Annotated in this window: 18 protein-coding genes; 2 read left to right on the forward strand and 16 right to left on the reverse strand. The window is 61.7% G+C overall.

Going from position 1 to position 15,491, the window contains the following annotated elements:
* Positions 1-22: 22 nt before the first annotated feature.
* From IEX53_RS10020 to IEX53_RS10050, 7 genes are all read right to left on the reverse strand, one after another.
* Positions 23-436: a hypothetical protein gene (locus IEX53_RS10020; RefSeq protein ID WP_188824019.1), complete on the reverse strand. Its 414-nt coding sequence runs from the start codon at positions 434-436 to the stop codon at positions 23-25.
* A gap of 37 nt (positions 437-473) precedes the next feature.
* A complete protein-coding gene (locus IEX53_RS10025; RefSeq protein ID WP_188824021.1) occupies positions 474-1,004 on the reverse strand; it encodes a MerR family transcriptional regulator in 531 nt (176 codons plus the stop codon).
* Between the two features lie 8 nt (positions 1,005-1,012).
* Positions 1,013-1,354, reverse strand: coding sequence for an integration host factor subunit alpha (locus tag IEX53_RS10030; protein ID WP_188824023.1), 342 nt, complete (start codon positions 1,352-1,354; stop codon positions 1,013-1,015).
* Between the two features lie 103 nt (positions 1,355-1,457).
* On the reverse strand, positions 1,458-2,429 hold the full coding sequence (locus IEX53_RS10035; protein ID WP_188824025.1) for a beta-ketoacyl-ACP synthase III: 972 nt from the start codon (positions 2,427-2,429) through the stop codon (positions 1,458-1,460).
* Between the two features lie 44 nt (positions 2,430-2,473).
* Complete coding sequence (gene plsX / locus IEX53_RS10040; RefSeq protein ID WP_188824027.1) at positions 2,474-3,541, reverse strand: phosphate acyltransferase PlsX; 1,068 nt, start codon at positions 3,539-3,541, stop codon at positions 2,474-2,476.
* Between the two features lie 272 nt (positions 3,542-3,813).
* On the reverse strand, positions 3,814-4,359 hold the full coding sequence (locus IEX53_RS10045; protein WP_188824029.1) for a YceD family protein: 546 nt from the start codon (positions 4,357-4,359) through the stop codon (positions 3,814-3,816).
* Between the two features lie 21 nt (positions 4,360-4,380).
* Positions 4,381-4,935, reverse strand: coding sequence for a ubiquinol-cytochrome C chaperone family protein (locus IEX53_RS10050; RefSeq protein WP_188824031.1), 555 nt, complete (start codon positions 4,933-4,935; stop codon positions 4,381-4,383).
* A gap of 100 nt (positions 4,936-5,035) precedes the next feature.
* Between IEX53_RS10050 and IEX53_RS10055 the strand changes: the two genes are divergently transcribed.
* Positions 5,036-5,539, forward strand: coding sequence for an outer membrane protein assembly factor BamE (locus IEX53_RS10055; RefSeq protein WP_373288622.1), 504 nt, complete (start codon positions 5,036-5,038; stop codon positions 5,537-5,539).
* 347 nt (positions 5,540-5,886) lie between these two features.
* Here the strand turns inward: IEX53_RS10055 and IEX53_RS10060 are convergent, their stop codons facing one another.
* Both IEX53_RS10060 and IEX53_RS10065 read right to left on the reverse strand, forming a co-directional pair.
* Positions 5,887-8,037, reverse strand: coding sequence for a sodium-translocating pyrophosphatase (locus IEX53_RS10060; protein ID WP_188824033.1), 2,151 nt, complete (start codon positions 8,035-8,037; stop codon positions 5,887-5,889).
* Between the two features lie 466 nt (positions 8,038-8,503).
* Positions 8,504-9,265 (reverse strand): SDR family NAD(P)-dependent oxidoreductase, encoded by a 762-nt coding sequence (locus IEX53_RS10065; protein WP_188824035.1) that lies wholly within the window; start codon positions 9,263-9,265, stop codon positions 8,504-8,506.
* 145 nt (positions 9,266-9,410) lie between these two features.
* Here IEX53_RS10065 and IEX53_RS10070 point away from each other — a divergent pair, with 145 nt between their 5' ends.
* A complete protein-coding gene (locus IEX53_RS10070) occupies positions 9,411-10,022 on the forward strand; it encodes a TetR/AcrR family transcriptional regulator (protein WP_188824037.1) in 612 nt (203 codons plus the stop codon).
* 48 nt (positions 10,023-10,070) lie between these two features.
* Here IEX53_RS10070 and IEX53_RS10075 read toward each other — a convergent pair whose 3' ends face one another.
* From IEX53_RS10075 to ribD, 7 genes are all read right to left on the reverse strand, one after another.
* The gene (locus IEX53_RS10075; protein WP_188824039.1) at positions 10,071-11,300 is read right to left on the reverse strand and encodes an MFS transporter; all 1,230 of its coding nucleotides are present in this window, start codon (positions 11,298-11,300) and stop codon (positions 10,071-10,073) included.
* 48 nt (positions 11,301-11,348) lie between these two features.
* Complete coding sequence (locus IEX53_RS10080; protein WP_188824041.1) at positions 11,349-11,933, reverse strand: GNAT family N-acetyltransferase; 585 nt, start codon at positions 11,931-11,933, stop codon at positions 11,349-11,351.
* Between the two features lie 30 nt (positions 11,934-11,963).
* Entirely contained in the window at positions 11,964-12,452 is a 489-nt protein-coding gene (locus IEX53_RS10085) for an ATP-binding protein (protein ID WP_188824043.1), read from the reverse strand.
* A gap of 19 nt (positions 12,453-12,471) precedes the next feature.
* Positions 12,472-12,969 (reverse strand): transcription antitermination factor NusB, encoded by a 498-nt coding sequence (gene nusB / locus IEX53_RS10090; RefSeq protein ID WP_188824045.1) that lies wholly within the window; start codon positions 12,967-12,969, stop codon positions 12,472-12,474.
* Between the two features lie 4 nt (positions 12,970-12,973).
* On the reverse strand, positions 12,974-13,423 hold the full coding sequence (gene ribH / locus IEX53_RS10095) for a 6,7-dimethyl-8-ribityllumazine synthase (RefSeq protein WP_188824046.1): 450 nt from the start codon (positions 13,421-13,423) through the stop codon (positions 12,974-12,976).
* Positions 13,424-13,752: 329 nt separating this feature from the next.
* A complete protein-coding gene (locus IEX53_RS10100; RefSeq protein ID WP_188824048.1) occupies positions 13,753-14,367 on the reverse strand; it encodes a riboflavin synthase in 615 nt (204 codons plus the stop codon).
* Positions 14,367-15,491, reverse strand: a complete 1,125-nt coding sequence (ribD, locus tag IEX53_RS10105) for a bifunctional diaminohydroxyphosphoribosylaminopyrimidine deaminase/5-amino-6-(5-phosphoribosylamino)uracil reductase RibD (RefSeq protein ID WP_188824050.1) — start codon at positions 15,489-15,491, stop codon at positions 14,367-14,369. The genes IEX53_RS10100 and ribD overlap by 1 nt, the downstream gene beginning before the upstream one ends.

The following is a 15,491-nucleotide window of genomic DNA, read 5'->3' on the forward strand; positions in this document are numbered from 1 at the left end:
CAAAGCGGTGGGAAGAGAGAAATTAAACAAAACTATCAACGTGATGGGAATAGTTCACGGGCGACGATTTATTCATTAACAGTGGTGCGAGCACGGCCCTCGGCTTCACGTCCCTATGGAACATCGCAATGGCAAGCTTGCAGTAATTTTGGGGGTCTTCTCGTGCCTCTTTTTCTCTTCTCTCGAACTCTCGCTGGTAGCTTTCTCGATAACCAGGTTCCGCAAATGGAGCAATGAGGCCCGTGGCGTCGCCAAAACCCACGATATATTGAGAATTGAGTTCAAGCCTTTCACAATAACGCACGGCAGCCATGGCGGATGCCACATATAACACGTAATGTTCCTTGGAAACGCGGGGCGGCAGCGTTGGTGTTTCGGCGGATACGAGCTGAGGACTAACAAGCAACAGGAAGGCAGTGACGGCTATCTTTTTCATTCGTGTCCGTGCCCAACCCACATAAGTTTATATATTTTCACCGCACCTGATCCAGCAGCCTCTTACATTCCAGCAGATCGAACAGCGCTTCCTGCAGGAGCGTTCGGTTGTCCTTGGAGAGGCGCTTGTCGTCTGCGCCGACGGGGCCGTCTTCTTCGCCTTTCAGGAGTCCGAAGAGCTTGCGGCCGGGCTGCGGGCGCGCGATGCCGGCGGGCAGGACGGCGTTCGCCTCCTCTTCCTCGGCATCCCTCGCGGCAGCCTGCTTTTGCCGCGCAATTGCTTCCACCGCCGCCATATCGCCATTGCCAAGAGCGATGACGAATTGCGGGCCGTTCTCGCGCAGCAGGCGCTGCACGCCCTTGATCGTATAGCCCTGGTCGTAAAGAAGGTGGCGGATGCCTTTCAAGAGCTCGACATCGACCGGACGGTAATAACGCCGGCCGCCGCCGCGCTTCATCGGCTTGATCTGGGTAAACCGCGTTTCCCAGAAGCGCAGCACGTGCTGCGGCAGGTTAAGCTCTTCCGCTACCTCGCTGATGGTCCTGAAGGCATCCGGGCTCTTGTCCATTGGCTTCCTTATTGCGGCGCCTGCTCAGCCGGTTTTGCCTTTGCCTTGCGCGCCTGATGGGCCTCCAGAATGCGCTGCTTCAGCACATTGGAGGCCTTGAAGGTCATGACCCGGCGCGGCAGGATCGGCACTTCCTCACCCGTCTTTGGGTTGCGGCCAATACGTTCGTTCTTGTCGCGGACGTGGAAGGTCGCGAAAGAGGAAAGCTTGACCGTCTCGCCATTGACGATTGCGTCGCAAACCTCGTCAAGGATCATCTCGACCAGTGCTGCCGACTCGGTTCGCGAAAGCCCGACCCGGCGGTAAACCGCCTCGGCCAGATCAGCGCGGGTGACAGTCTTTCCCCCCATGACGGAACCTGCTTGGTTAGCTTTTCACAATAAGGTAACAGGGTCAGGACGTTACACAATCATTTCCGGCCGGGTCAAGCCGCCTTATGGCTTAAAAGCGCCCTCACCAGCGCACAAGCACCGCTCCCCAGGTGAATCCGCCGCCCATCGCCTCCAGAAGCACGAGATCGCCCTCCTTGATGCGGCCATCGGAAACAGCCGTGGCGAGAGCCAGCGGAACCGACGCGGCGGACGTATTGCCGTGACGGTCGACGGTGATGACCACCTTTTCCTCGGCCAGGTTGAGCTTTTTGGCCGATGCGTCGATGATGCGCTTGTTGGCCTGATGCGGCACGAACCAGTCGATATCCTCGGCGGTAACGCCCGTTTGGGCGAAGGAAGCCTCGATCACGTCGGTTATCATGCCGACAGCATGTTTGAAGACCTCACGGCCCTCCATGCGAAGATGACCGACCGTCTGGGTGGTCGAAGGGCCGCCATCGACATAAAGCTTCTGGGTGTGCGAGCCGTCAGAGCGCAGATTGGCGGACAGCACGCCGCGGTCGGAGGTCAATCCCCTGCCCTCACCCGCTTCCAGCACCAGCGCGCCCGCGCCGTCGCCGAAGAGCACGCAGGTGGTGCGGTCGTTCCAGTCGAGAATGCGCGAGAAGGTTTCGGAGCCGATCACCAGCACCCGCCGTGCCAGCCCGCCCTTGATGTAAAGGTCGGCGGTGGTCAGCGCATAGATGAAGCCGCTGCAGACGGCCTGCACGTCGAAGGCGAAGCCGTGTGTGATACCAAGTTCACGCTGGATTTCAACGGCGCTCGCCGGAAAGGTGTGATTGGGCGTGGAAGTGGCCAGGACGATCAAGTCGATGTCGTTGGGCGTGAGGCCGGCATCGGCAAGCGCGGCCCGCGCCGCAGCGGCGCCGAGCGAAACGGTCGTCTCCCCCTCGCCAGCGATATGGCGCTGGCGGATACCGGTGCGCTGGACGATCCACTCGTCCGATGTTTCGACGACTCCTTCGAAATCGGCGTTCTTCATGATGCGGGCCGGAGTTGCCGAGCCGACGCCCCTGACGATGGATCTGATCATTCTGGTTGTTCCTGTCCTGCGGCCTTAAGCTCGCCGCGGCAAAATTACTGCTGTTCCTTGGCTTCGGCCTCGCCTGCAACCGTGGCGGCAAGAGGGCGGCTGTCATGAAACTGGCTGAGATCGGCGGAAATCTTCTTCAAAAGCTCATTGCGCACCATGTCGTAGCCGACTTCCAGCGCGGCGGCAAAGCCTTCCGAGTCCGTTCCGCCATGGCTCTTGATGACCACGCCGTTGAGACCCAGGAAGACGCCGCCATTCACTTTTCGCGGATCCATCTTCTCACGCACCATCTCGAATGCGCCCTTGGCGAAGAGATAGCCGATCTTGGCCATGAGCGTCCGGCTCATCGCGGCGCGCAGATATTGCGCCATCTGCCTCGCGGTGCCTTCGGCTGCCTTCAATGCGATATTGCCGGAGAAGCCTTCCGTGACCACGACATCCACCGTGCCCTTGCCGATATCGTCGCCTTCGACGAAGCCGGCATATTCGAGACCATCCAGCTGGGTGTCGCGCAGCATCTGCGCGGCCTCGCGGATCTCGTCGAGCCCCTTCACCTCCTCGACGCCGACATTGAGCAGGCCGATGGTGGGGCGTTGAATCTCGAACAGCGCCCGCGCCATGCCCGCGCCCATCACGGCGTAATCGACAAGCTGGACCGCATCGGCGCCGATGCTGGCGCCGACATCGAGCACGATGCTTTCGCCCTTCAAGGTCGGCCAGATGCCCGCGATGGCCGGGCGCTCGACATTGGCCATCATGCGCAGGCAGAATTTCGACATGGCCATCAGCGCGCCGGTATTGCCCGCTGAGACACAGACATCCGCCTCGCCTTCCTTCACCGCCTCGATCGCCTGCCACATGGAGGATTTGCCGCGCCCATTGCGCAGCGCCTGGCTCGGCTTCTCATCCATGCGGATGGCCATCTCGCTGGCATGGAAGGTGGAGGCCGCCTGCAGCTTGGGGTAACGCGCCAAAACGGGCTCGACCTGATCGGCCAAGCCATAGATGACGAACCGGATATCCGGATGGCGCTCAAGCGCCATTGCCGCGCCGGGGATGACAACTTCTGGGCCGAAATCGCCTCCCATCGCGTCGATCGAGATTCTGATCACACTCTTGTCCTGTCCCGGTCCGGCGGCTTTGCAGCCGCCTGATTATGCTTATTGAATGCCGGAAATCTTCCCAGCCCATTTTGCTTTAACGTAAATCCAGCGCCAGCCGCTCCGCCCGGCACCGATCCCCGCAATCGCGGGGAAAATAGCGGTTTTGCAATCGCAGACAACAGGAATTTCGTCAATTCACTGCTGCCCTCCGCTACGGCTTCGGGCGTTCGTCGCTCAAAAAGCCAAATCGTTGGCTTTTTGCCCGCTGCGCGGACCACTCCTCACTTCTTCCAATCCGCGAGTTTCGCGAAGGGCGAAACCGGCTTTTCCGGCTCGGCATTGCCCACTTCTATGACCGTTTCCTCCGGCAAGCCGGGCTTGCGCGGGTATGGATCGAGAGCAAGCTCGAAGAACTCCTCGGCGATGGCGCCCGCGTCGATATGGTCGCCGGAAAAGGTTTCGGGCACGTCGGGGCCTTCAGCATCGATGAGCATTTCACCGCTCTCATCGAGCCGGATGCGGGCGAGGCTCGAATCCTCGGGAATGAGAATCGTCTCCACCTTCTCGGCGATCCTGGCTTCGATAGGCTCCAGGGTGACCACGCAGGACTGGACGATGTCGGCATCGATTCGGCCATGCAGCTTGAGCCCGCGCTTCTTCCACGGCATGATCTGGAACTCCGCCTCGAAGGATTTCACCTCCTCCAGGCCATGGTTACTGGCAAGGGCGGCGCGCTCCCGGTCGTCGGCCTTGATCGTGACGGTCAGTCCCTTTTGCGGCACATGCTGCACGGAAACAGGAAATCTCAGGGCGGACATGTCGTTCATCTTCGTCTTCTTTCTTCTCGTTCAGGCCGGTATGGCGGCCCGTTCGGCATCGGGAAAAATCATGTGTCCCCGCGCCAGTTCCTCGTCCGGCTGGCCCTGCAACTCATCCTTCGCCTCGAATGCGTAGGCGGCCAGCGGCGCAGCGCCCGGCCAGAATTCCAGATCGGGCCGGACATTGCGCGTCAGCGCCGCGGCGAAGGCCTCCCGGTTATCAACCGCAAAGGCCGACTCATAGGATTCGATGCGGCCATAGAACATGCGCGCCAGTTTCTTCATCCGTTTCGGCACGCCCTGGTCGCCGATGCCGAGTTCGCGCAGGGAGTGATCCACATCCCTGAAGAACTCGTCGGCTATCTCCTGGGCGATGTCGCGGAGCGCTTCATTCTCCCCTTTCAGCCGGTGCAGGGCAAGAAACATGTGGAGCGAGAGCATTTCATAGCGCCCGATAGGCGTATCGGGCACAGAAAGCAGTGCATAAAAGTGCGGCTGCCGCGCCGCTGCCACGATCGCTTCATAAACGGCAAGAGTAATTGCCTCGTTTACCTTTGCCTTGCGGCTGAATAATTTAAGAATCATCCGGGTGGGACCCGCGCTTGTTGCATCCAGAAGCAAGGTGGTTTACCGAAGTTCACCCGATGGCGGAAGTGCCGGATTACAGATGAAGATGGAGATGTCGTTGTCGCAGCGGATTTTCAAGAGTGTCCAGACGAGAGAGGCATTCCTCATCGCGAGCACCATCCTGCTTTCGGCCGGCCTGGCGGGGTGCAACACGGCCGCCTCGCTCAACCCCGCCGAAACGCTGACGCAGGGCTATGTGCTCGACCAGCAGGCGCTCGATACGGTGCCGGTCGGATCGAGCCGCGAACAGGTTCTGCTGGCGCTGGGCTCGCCCTCGACCACAGCGACCTTCGACAATGAGGTGTTCTACTACATCTCCGAGAAGCGCTATCGCCCGGCCCAGTTCCTGACGCCCCGGACCATCGACCGTCGCATCCTCGCCGTCTATTTCAACAAGGACGGCAAGGTCGAGCGGATCGCCCATTACGGCCTGCAGGACGGCAAGGTGTTCGACTTCATCTCGCGGACAACGCCGACTGGCGGCAAGGACCAGACCTTCCTCGGCCAGATCCTCGCCGGCGCAGGCAAGATGCCGATGGGCATGCCCGCGACGGGGCGGTAATCGGCCCCCGGCAGGCTTGCCGGTTCTTGTAAAAATACGATGTTTGGCCTATATAAGGAGTGGCCTGCAGCGCGGGAACGCTGTAGGCCGGACGCTTAGATTTCGATATAAATCCGCACGGTGATTATCCAGGCCGTGCGGGTTTTCTTTATCTCAAGCGTGATAATCAGCGGTATACACCACATCATATCGTCTCCTTCGCAGACAAGGCTGTGTCATGCCTCAGTCCGGACGCCAATTCGCCGGATGCGCGCGCCTGGTTCAATCACCGCACAGCTGCTTTTGTCTACGATTCCTTGAGCAGGACGCCCGGTAAATTGTTGGGGCATCCTGCTCGAGCTCTTTGTTCAATGCGCCAGCACCGCCAGCAGCAGCAGCGCGACGATGTTGGTGATCTTGATCGCCGGGTTGACGGCGGGGCCGGCGGTGTCCTTGTAGGGGTCACCCACCGTATCGCCGGTGACGGAAGCCTTGTGCGCCTCAGAGCCCTTGAGATGCTTCACCCCCTGATTATCGACAAAGCCGTCCTCGAAGCTCTTCTTGGCGTTGTCCCATGCGCCGCCGCCCGATGTCATCGAAATCGCAACGAACAATCCGTTGACGATGACGCCGAGGAGCGATGCGCCGAGCGCGGCGAAGGCGGAGGCTTTCGAGCCTGAAATCAGCAATACGCCGAAATAGACCACGATAGGCGCCAGCACCGGCAGCAATGACGGGATAATCATCTCGCGGATCGCCGCCTTGGTCAGCAGATCGACAGCGCGGGCATAGTCCGGGCGGTCGGTTCCTGTCATGATTCCCGGCTTCTCGCGGAATTGCCGGCGCACCTCCTGCACCACCGCGCCCCCTGCCCTGCCCACGGCGGTCATAGCGATGCCGCCGAAGAGATAGGGAATGAGGCCGCCGAAGATCAGCCCGGACACCACATAGGGGTTGGAGAGGTCGAAGGAGACGTGGCCTATATCGGCGAAATAGGGGAAGGTCGCCCCATTGGCGGCGAAATAGGCGAGGTCGTTCGAATAGGCGGCGAAGAGCACCAGCGCCCCAAGGCCGGCCGAGCCGATGGCATAGCCCTTGGTGACCGCCTTGGTGGTGTTGCCGACCGCGTCGAGCGCGTCGGTGGATTTGCGCACCTCAGGGTCGAGCCCCGCCATCTCCGCAATGCCGCCCGCATTGTCGGTGACCGGGCCGAAGGCGTCGAGCGCGACGATCATGCCCGCAATGCCGAGCATGGCGGTGACGGCGATGGCCGTGCCGAACAGGCCCGCGAACTGGTAGGTGGAGATGATGCCGCCGATGATGACGAGCGCGGGCAGCGCCGTCGATTCGAGCGAAACCGCCAGCCCCTGGATGACATTGGTGCCGTGTCCGGTCACCGAGGCCTGCGCGATGGAGTTGACCGGGCGCTTGCCGGTGCCGGTATAATATTCGGTGATGACGACGATAAGACCGGTCACGGCGAGCCCGATCAGCCCGCAGATGAAAAGGTTGCTTCCGGTGACCGCCATTCCCGCGACAGAGCCGATCTCGCCCCAGCCGATGGTCATCGACGTGGCGACGGCGAGGCCTGCGATGGAGAGGAGGCCGGTGGCGATGAGGCCCTTGTAGAGCGCGCCCATGATGGAATTGTTTGCGCCGAGCTTGACGAAGAAGGTGCCCGCGATGGAGGTCAGGATGCAGACGCCGGCGATGGCGAGCGGGTAGACCATGATCGACTCGAACATCGGGCTTGCGCCAAAGAAGATCGCGGCGAGCACCATGGTGGCAACGACCGTCACCGCATAGGTCTCGAACAGATCCGCCGCCATGCCTGCGCAATCCCCGACATTATCGCCGACATTGTCAGCGATGGTGGCCGGATTGCGCGGGTCGTCCTCGGGAATGCCCGCCTCGACCTTGCCGACGAGATCGCCGCCGACATCAGCACCCTTGGTGAAGATGCCGCCGCCGAGGCGTGCGAAGATGGAGATGAGAGAAGCGCCGAAGCCGAGCGAGACGAGCGGATCGATCACCTCGCGCCCCGATGATGGATAGCCCAGCCATTGGGTGAGCACGAGATAATAGACGGCGACGCCCAGCAGCGCGAGGCCCGCCACCAGAAGCCCGGTGATGGCCCCTGCCCTGAACGCGATTTCCAAACCGGCGGCAAGGCTGCGCGAGGCCGCCTGCGCAGTGCGCACATTGGCGCGGACGGAGACATGCATGCCGATGAAGCCCGCAAGGCCCGACAGCACCGCGCCGATGAGGAAGCCGACCGCCGACGAGGCCGACAATAAATACCAGACGATGGCGAAAACGATGATGCCGACAATGGCGATGGTCGTATATTGCCGGGCGAGATAGGCCTGCGCACCCTCACGGATGGCCGCCGCGATTTCCTGCATCCGCGCGTTGCCCTGATCGGCTGCGAGCACCGATCTGGTGGCCCATACGGCATAAAGCACTGCCGCCGCGCCGCAGGCGATGACGAGAAGAAGAACTGTCATGCCAACTCCCATTATTTTTGTTTATTAGCCGCATGGCCTTGTCCGAAAAGTCTGCAACTTTTTGCTGACGCTGACCTTCGGTTCAGGGGCATGCTCCATTATTTACAGACCCAAAGCTCCTCCCGGGCCAGTATTTAAGCAGCACGAAATATTTCTCCTGCCGCAATAAGAAAGATGCGGAACAGCAAGGCAGACGTCAAGATATAGTTATGGCGATTACTGGGTGGGTGGTTCGTGAAACGCTTTAGGCGCTGACGGGACAGCCCCCTCTGCCCTGCTGGGCCGCTTTGCGCCCTCCTTCCCCTTGCGGGGAAGGTGCCCGCGCCAGCGGGCGGATGGGGGTGGTGACGTTTGCGCTTGCTCCGAAGACCCTAGCGCAAACGTCACCACCCCCACCCGACCCTTCGGGCCACCCTCCCCGCAAGGGGGAGGGAAGGCGCAAACCGGCCGGCAAGGCTCAAAAGGATCGATTTGAAGCCTAAATCCCCAGGCCGCCCATAATGTTCAACTGCTGGCCGTTGATATACCCTGCGTGCGGGCCGGCGAGGAAGCAGATGGTTTCGGCGACTTCCTCGAGGGTCGCGATACGGCGGATCGGGTGCATATCGAGGATGGCGTCGCGGTTGGGGAGTTCGCCGGCAACTTCGGCGGCCATGTCAGTGGGCATGATGCCCGGCTGGACGATGTTGACAGTGATGTTGCGCGGGCCGAGGTCGCGGGCGATGCCCTTGGCGTATCCGGCAATTGCCCATTTCGTTCCGGCATAGTCGGCGACGCCCGGAAACGGCACGACGGAACCGAGACCCGAGCCGACAAAGATGATGCGCCCGCCATCGCTCATCTGGGGGGCCGCCGCGCGCGTGTTGGCGATTGTGCCCATGACGTTGACCTGCCACTGGCGATTATAATTGTCGCCGTCGAGTGTGGGATCGTCCACGGTCTGGCCCTGGATGGCGATGGCGGCGTTGTTTACGAGGATGTCGAGCCTGCCGAACTCGGCCATCACCCGGTCGATCAGCGGCCTGGCGGATGAGAGGTCCGACTGGTCGCTCTGGACCGCGATGGCGCGAACGCCCTTTGCCTTGAGCTTCTCCACGACGGCTTCCGCCTTGGCCGCCGACACCGCATAGCTGATGGCGACATCGGCGCCGTGCTCGGCAAGCGCTTCCGCGGTGACGGCGCCAAGGCCACGGGAACCGCCGGTCACGAGGGCGACCTTCCCTTTCAATGTTTTCGACATGGATATTCCTTTCGATGCTGGATCAGGCCCTGCGGGGCGATGCCATGTTTTAGTAACGATTGTTACGATAACGATTGGTATGAAATTTGACAGAAGTGGTCAAGGGATTTAATAATGATCATTATGAAATGAGAGGATTGAGCCGATGGGACGCCATCGCGAATTTGACGTGGACAAAGCGCTGGACGCCGTGTTGTGCGTGTTCTGGCGCAAGGGCTATGAAGGGGCTTCCTATGCCGACCTGACGGCGGCGGCGGGTGTCGAGCGACCCGCGCTCTATTCTGCCTTCGGCAACAAGGAGGCGATGTTCCGCCTTGTGCTGGCGCGCTATTACGAGCGCTATCTCAATTATTTTCCGGCGGCGCTTGAGCTCCCCACGGCGCGGGACGTAGCCGCGTATCTTCTCCACCGCGCCGTCGATCTCCACACCCGCTACCCCGAACATCCGGGATGCCTGGGGGTGAACGGCGTATTGGCAGGGTCGGATGAGGCGGAGCCCGTCCGGCAGGCCCTCATAGAAGCGCGCGCGGCCGGCGAGGCGCAACTGCGCGAACGCTTCGAGCGCGCGAAGGCCGAGGGGGATTTACCCGATACCGCCAAACCCGCCGCCCTCGCCGCGTTCATTCTGGCCGTCCTCCACGGTATGGCGGTGCAAGCCAAGGCCGGGTTCAGCCGGGAAATGCTGGAGGCCGTTGCCGAGCAGGCGCTGTCGACATGGCCGACGGGCGGGGGCAGGCCGTCGGTGAGGGTGATTTGAGCGGTAGGCCGTCAAGGTGTTTTAGGGCGCGCCGACGCTTTCCGCCTCTTACTCCACCACCTGCCTCCGCTCATGTATCGCCAGCAGGGCGAGTGCGGCAAGGCAGGCGATGCTCACGGGCACCACGATCCAGTTGAGCACATCCCAGCCATAGGCGGTCAGGGTCGTGCCGGACAGGAGCGAGGCGATGGCGACGGTGCCGAAGAGGAGGAAATCGTGCAGGCCCTCGATCTTTCCCTTTTCGGAGCGGCGGTAGGTTTCCGTCACCATGGTGGTGGCGCCGATGAAGCCGAAATTCCAGCCGATCCCGAGCAGGATGAGGGCGAGCCAGAAATTCCAGAGCGCGATGCCGGCGAGCGCGACAGCCGCGCAAGCGAGCAGCAGAAGAAGCCCGGCGGCGACCACCGCCTCCTTGCCGAAGCGCCCGATCAGCCGCCCGGTGAAGAAGCTCGGCCCGAACATGGCCAGCACGTGCCACTGGATGCCGAGCGTCGCCTCGTCGGTGGAAAGGCCGCAGCCGACCATGGCGAGCGGCGCGCCGGTCATGACGAAGCTCATCAGCGCATAGGTGACGATGGCGCAGAAAAGCGCCACGAAAAAGCGCGGCTGGGAAATGATGGTCTTGAGCGGACGGGCCGGCAGGCTATCTTCCTCCACCACCGTCGCGACATGACTTTTCAGGCGCAGCAGTGACAGGATGCCGATGCCTGCCACCCCGATAACGCCAACCGAGAGGAAAGCTCCGGCGAACATCACCGGCTCGAACAGGTCGCGGGTGTAGATAACGGCCATGGGGCCAAGGACGGCGGCGAACACGCCACCCGTCATCACCCAGGACACGGCTTTGGGCTTGAAGGCGGACGGCGCATCGTCGGTGGCGGCAAAGCGGTATTGCTGGACGAAGGCGCTGCCGAGGCCGATGCCGAGCAGCCCCGCGACGAACAGCCAGAAATCGCCCCGGAACAGCGCGAGCGCCGCGACGATGCCGCCCAGCGACGTCACCGCCGCCCCGGCCATGAAGCCATGCCGCCGCCCGATCCGCCGCATCAGCGCGGCGGCTGGGAGCATCCCCAATGCGGTGCCGATGCTGAAGCCGGTGACGGGTGCGGTGGCGAGGGATTTGTCGAGTTCCAGCAGGTAATAACCCGCCAGCCCGCCCATGGAGATGGCGATGGGCGAGGCGCTGCCGACAACAGCCTGCGCCACCGCCAGGATGAAGGCGGTCCGTTTGGCTTCGGTTTCGGCGGAGGGCTGGCTTGTGGCTAGGGCGTGGGACACGGGATTTTCCTGACTTATCACGCTTAATCTGATCAGCGTCTTAGGACTTCACCACGCCGGAGCGGTGGAAACGGCCCGCGACTTCCATTCCTTAGCAAGGACGGCATAAATGTATTCATCGCCCCAGACGTCATTAAAGCGATCGTTCTCAATCAAATGAGCCTCGCGACGTAAACCTAAACGCTCCACAACCCCGACCGAGCCTTTGTTCGCCGCATCCAGCCGGGCGAAAATTCGATGAAACCCGAACTCGGAAAATCCTATGCCGATCACCGCCGCGACTGCCTCTGTCGCATATCCATTTCCGGCAAAGGTGGGATTGAAGACATATCCAACCTCGCCTTGCAGCGCATCCTTGCTCGCCAGCTTCAACAAGACTTCCCCAAGCAAGGCTTCATCATCTTTCCGCACAGCAGCCAGTCGATAAATATCACCGTCCTGCGTGAATGAGGCACTGAGTATTTTTAAGAACTTCTCCACCAAAGCGTCTCCAGTTGGAGGCGCTTTATAGAGATAACGATAAACGTCCTGTAGAGAGTGGTACGCGGCATAGCCAGGAAAATCACTCTCTACAAAACTGCGTAGCACAAGGCGGTCTGTTGAGAGCGCTACGCTCGATCCCTGAAGCTGCATCAATCCTCCCATACGACTAGCGGCGGCAACTTAGTTGCAGATTGCCAAAATCTCATCAACGACGCGGGCAAGCGAAGCCGTAGCGTCGATTGTGATTGCGTTCTTTGGGACACCCTCTTTGGTGGCATGTAGTCGCGCAATGAATTCCCGTTCGCTTGCCTTCCCGCCAAACTCGCTTTCAGGTCGAGCGGCAAGGCGGCGGTGCAAGGTATCTAAATCAACTTCAAGAACGAAAACTCTATCGAACAGATCAATGAAACAGTTCAAATTCCTGAATCCGCCGCAAAAGAACGACGCCTGATGACTTTGGCCCGCCACCAAAGCCGTGACCTTATCAACATCCCAAATATGATGTTCATGGGTGAATCCGTCCAAAGGCTCGCCGGTTTCTGGATCGCCCTGATAGGCCAATTCCCTGTCGCCATGAATGGCGTGATAGCCGCGTCGGCTCAGTTCATCGCAGACTGAGGTCTTGCCGGTGCCAGAAACGCCTTCGATAAGATAATTTCTGACACCCATTTCACAAAACTCCCAGCGTCTACCCGCCCTTTTGCCCGCGGCTTTCGCCACGTATCCGGAAGGCAAGCCTGTCGAGAACCGCGTTGACGAGCTTGGGCTCGTCTTCGGTGAAGAACGCCTTGGCGATATCGACATATTCCGAGACGATGACGGCGGTCGGCACGTCCTTGCGGTCCTTGAGTTCCCAGCAGCCGGCACGAAGGATGGCGCGGAGGGTGGAGTCGAGGCGTGAGAGCGGCCAATCCTCCGTCAGCGCATCGCGGATCATCGGGTCGAGCTTCAGCTGGTCGGTGACGACGCCCGAGAGAATCGCGCGGAACCATTGCGGGTCGGCTTCCAGATATTGCGCGCCGTCCACTTCCTTGCCGAGCCGGTGGGCCTCGTATTCCGCGACGACCTCAAGCACGCCCGTGCCGGCCACATCCATTTGATAGAGCGCCTGTACGGCGGCGAGACGGGCGGCGCCGCGCTTGTTGGCCGGTCGGTGAGCGGGCCGGCCTTCGGGGGTAGAAGCCATTTCGTCAGGCTCCCAGTTTTTCGCGCAATTTGATCATGGTCAGCGCGGCGCGGGCGGCGAACCCACCCTTGTCTCCATCCTCGCGGCGGGCGCGAACCCAGGCTTGCTCCTCATTCTCCACCGTCAGGATCCCATTGCCGATGGCGATGCCTTCCTCGACGGAGAGATCCATCAGCGCGCGCGCCGATTCGCCTGCAACGATGTCGAAATGATAGGTCTCGCCCCTGATAACGCAGCCCAGCGCGACGAAGCCGTCATAATCGGTTTCGCCATCGAGGGTGAAGGAAATGACCGCCGGGACTTCGAGCGCGCCGGGAACCGTCACCACATCATAGGTCGCACCCGCTTCATCGAGCGCCGCCTTGGCGCCGGTGAGCAGTGCGTCGGCCAGATCATCGTAAAACCGGGCTTCGACAATAAGCAAATGCGGCGCGCGCGCCTTGTTCGTGGCCATAAGGGTGCTCCATGACGGGTTTCGCGCGGCCAGCGACAGGGCCGCAAAATTGGGGGCGGAAATCAGGTCCGCATATTGGCAACCGCTCTAGAGCAGGATGCGATGAATTTCAATGAGGCATGCTGCCTTAGAGCAATTTAAGAGTTTTCACTTTTTGATGGATGCGGGCTCGCATCCTCCTTCCCCCTTGCGGGGAAGGTGGCTGCGGAGCAGACGGATGGGGGTGGTTACGCTTGCACTACGGTCTGCGAAGCAAGCGCAAACGTCACCACCCCCATCCGCCCGCTGACGCGGGCACCTTCCCCGCAAGGGGGAAGGAGGGTGCGAGCCTACGCCTCCTTCGGATACTGCGCGAGCCGAGCGGCATATCGCGCGAGCTGGTCGATCTCGATGTTGACCTTGTCGCCCACCTTGCGCTCGCCCCAGGTGGTGACCTCGAGCGAATGGCGGATCAGGAGAACATCGAACACATTGCCATCGACGCCGTTGACCGTCAGCGAGGTGCCATCGAGCGCGACCGAGCCTTTTTGCGCGATGAAGGGCGCCAGGGACTCCGGCGCGCGGATGCGGAAGCGGACGGCGTCACCCTCCTCTTTCCGCTCGATGATTTCGGCCTGCCCATCGACATGGCCCGACACCAGATGCCCGCCCATCTCGTCGCCCAGCTTCAGCGAGCGCTCGAGATTGATGCACGTTCCGGATTTCCATGTGCCGAGCGTCGTCAGGCGCAGCGCCTCTTCCCAGGCTTCCACCTCGAACCAGCGGGCGTTGGAGCCTTTTTCCGGCAGGGCGACGACGGTCAGGCACACCCCGGCGCAGGCGATGGATGCGCCGAGCGCGATGGTGTCGGGGTCGTAATTCGTTTCGATACGCAGATGAACGCCCTCGTTCAGTTGCTTGATGCGATCGACTTTGCCGATATCGGTTACGATACCTGTAAACATCAGGGCTTCCTCCTGAACTCGGTGAAGCGATCGGCGCCGAAACGCGCCTCGCGGGTAATCACAAAACTATCGGCGATATGGGGGCGCAGGCCGGGCACGGCAACCCCGTTTTCTCCGCCGATCGCATCCGGCCCCTCCAGAAGCGCGATGCGGTCGACCAGCCCTTCGCTCAGGAACTGGTTGGCAATCTCTCCGCCTCCTTCCACCATGACGGTGGCGATGCCTTGCGCGGCCAGATCCTCCAGCAGTTCCGGCAGGGCGATGCGGCCGTCGACGCTTTCCGTCGCCAGAATCCGGCAACCAGCATCGATCATCGTCTGCTTCTTGCGCGGATCCGCATTGGCATCGCAGGCGATCCAGACGGGAACCGCGGAAGCGGAAACCACCAGCGCGGATGAAAGCGGCAGGCGCAAATCGCTGTCGAGCACGATGCGGACAGGCGAGCGTTTTTCGAGGCCCGGCAGGCGGCAGGTCAGCATGGGGTCGTCGGCAAGCACGGTGCCGATGCCGACGAGGATTGCATCGCTCTCCGCCCGCATCATATGGGTCTGCGCCCATGAGACCGGACCGGTGATTGCCACCTGCCCCTCGCCCCGGCGCCCGATCATGCCATCGGCGGAAAGGGCGAGCTTCAGCGTCACCTCCGGGCGCTTCTTGCGCGAGCGCATGAGATAGCCGGCCATGACATCAGCAGCCTTATCGGCCAGCACGCCTTCGGCGACTTCGAGGCCGCCGGCGCGCAATATGGCGTATCCCTTCCCGGAGACGCGGTCGTCCGGGTCGGTCGCGGCTGCTACGACGCGCGTCACGCCCGCGGCGACGAGAGCCTCGGCGCAGGGCGGGGTGCGGCCATGATGGGCGCATGGCTCGAGGGTAACGTAGGCCGTGGCTCCCCTCGCCTTCTCGCCGGCCTCGGCGATGGCCTCCGTCTCGGCGTGGGGCCTGCCGCCTATCGCCGTGACGCCGCGCCCGACAATGACCGGCCCGTTGCCATCGTCACGAACGATAAGGGTGGCGACGGAGGGATTGGTGCCGGTCAATCCGAGATGACGGCGCGAATAGCGGATGGCGGCGGCCATGAACCGCAGATCGTCTTTGCTGATGCGTGTATCGGCCCCCGCCAT

Origin of the sequence: Paramesorhizobium endophyticum (assembly GCF_014640615.1) — a bacterium.
Lineage (GTDB): Bacteria > Pseudomonadota > Alphaproteobacteria > Rhizobiales > Rhizobiaceae > Paramesorhizobium > Paramesorhizobium endophyticum.

Bases quoted from the DNA above. Each gene is read 5' to 3' on its own strand.
- IEX53_RS10060 (WP_188824033.1), bottom strand. From the start codon at position 8,037: ATGGGAGTTGGCATGACAGTTCTTCTTCTCGTCATCGCCTGCGGCGCG.
- ribH (WP_188824046.1), bottom strand. From the start codon at position 13,423: ATGGCCACGAACAAGGCGCGCGCGCCGCATTTGCTTATTGTCGAAGCC.
- IEX53_RS10080 (WP_188824041.1), bottom strand. From the start codon at position 11,933: ATGCAGCTTCAGGGATCGAGCGTAGCGCTCTCAACAGACCGCCTTGTG.
- ribD (WP_188824050.1), bottom strand. From the start codon at position 15,491: ATGGCGGGGGCCGATACACGCATCAGCAAAGACGATCTGCGGTTCATG.
- IEX53_RS10025 (WP_188824021.1), bottom strand. From the start codon at position 1,004: ATGGACAAGAGCCCGGATGCCTTCAGGACCATCAGCGAGGTAGCGGAA.
- IEX53_RS10045 (WP_188824029.1), bottom strand. From the start codon at position 4,359: ATGAACGACATGTCCGCCCTGAGATTTCCTGTTTCCGTGCAGCATGTG.
- nusB (WP_188824045.1), bottom strand. From the start codon at position 12,969: ATGGCTTCTACCCCCGAAGGCCGGCCCGCTCACCGACCGGCCAACAAG.
- IEX53_RS10050 (WP_188824031.1), bottom strand. From the start codon at position 4,935: ATGATTCTTAAATTATTCAGCCGCAAGGCAAAGGTAAACGAGGCAATT.
- IEX53_RS10020 (WP_188824019.1), bottom strand. From the start codon at position 436: ATGAAAAAGATAGCCGTCACTGCCTTCCTGTTGCTTGTTAGTCCTCAG.
- IEX53_RS10030 (WP_188824023.1), bottom strand. From the start codon at position 1,354: ATGGGGGGAAAGACTGTCACCCGCGCTGATCTGGCCGAGGCGGTTTAC.
- IEX53_RS10070 (WP_188824037.1), top strand. From the start codon at position 9,411: ATGGGACGCCATCGCGAATTTGACGTGGACAAAGCGCTGGACGCCGTG.
- IEX53_RS10085 (WP_188824043.1), bottom strand. From the start codon at position 12,452: ATGGGTGTCAGAAATTATCTTATCGAAGGCGTTTCTGGCACCGGCAAG.
- IEX53_RS10035 (WP_188824025.1), bottom strand. From the start codon at position 2,429: ATGATCAGATCCATCGTCAGGGGCGTCGGCTCGGCAACTCCGGCCCGC.
- IEX53_RS10065 (WP_188824035.1), bottom strand. From the start codon at position 9,265: ATGTCGAAAACATTGAAAGGGAAGGTCGCCCTCGTGACCGGCGGTTCC.
- IEX53_RS10100 (WP_188824048.1), bottom strand. From the start codon at position 14,367: ATGTTTACAGGTATCGTAACCGATATCGGCAAAGTCGATCGCATCAAG.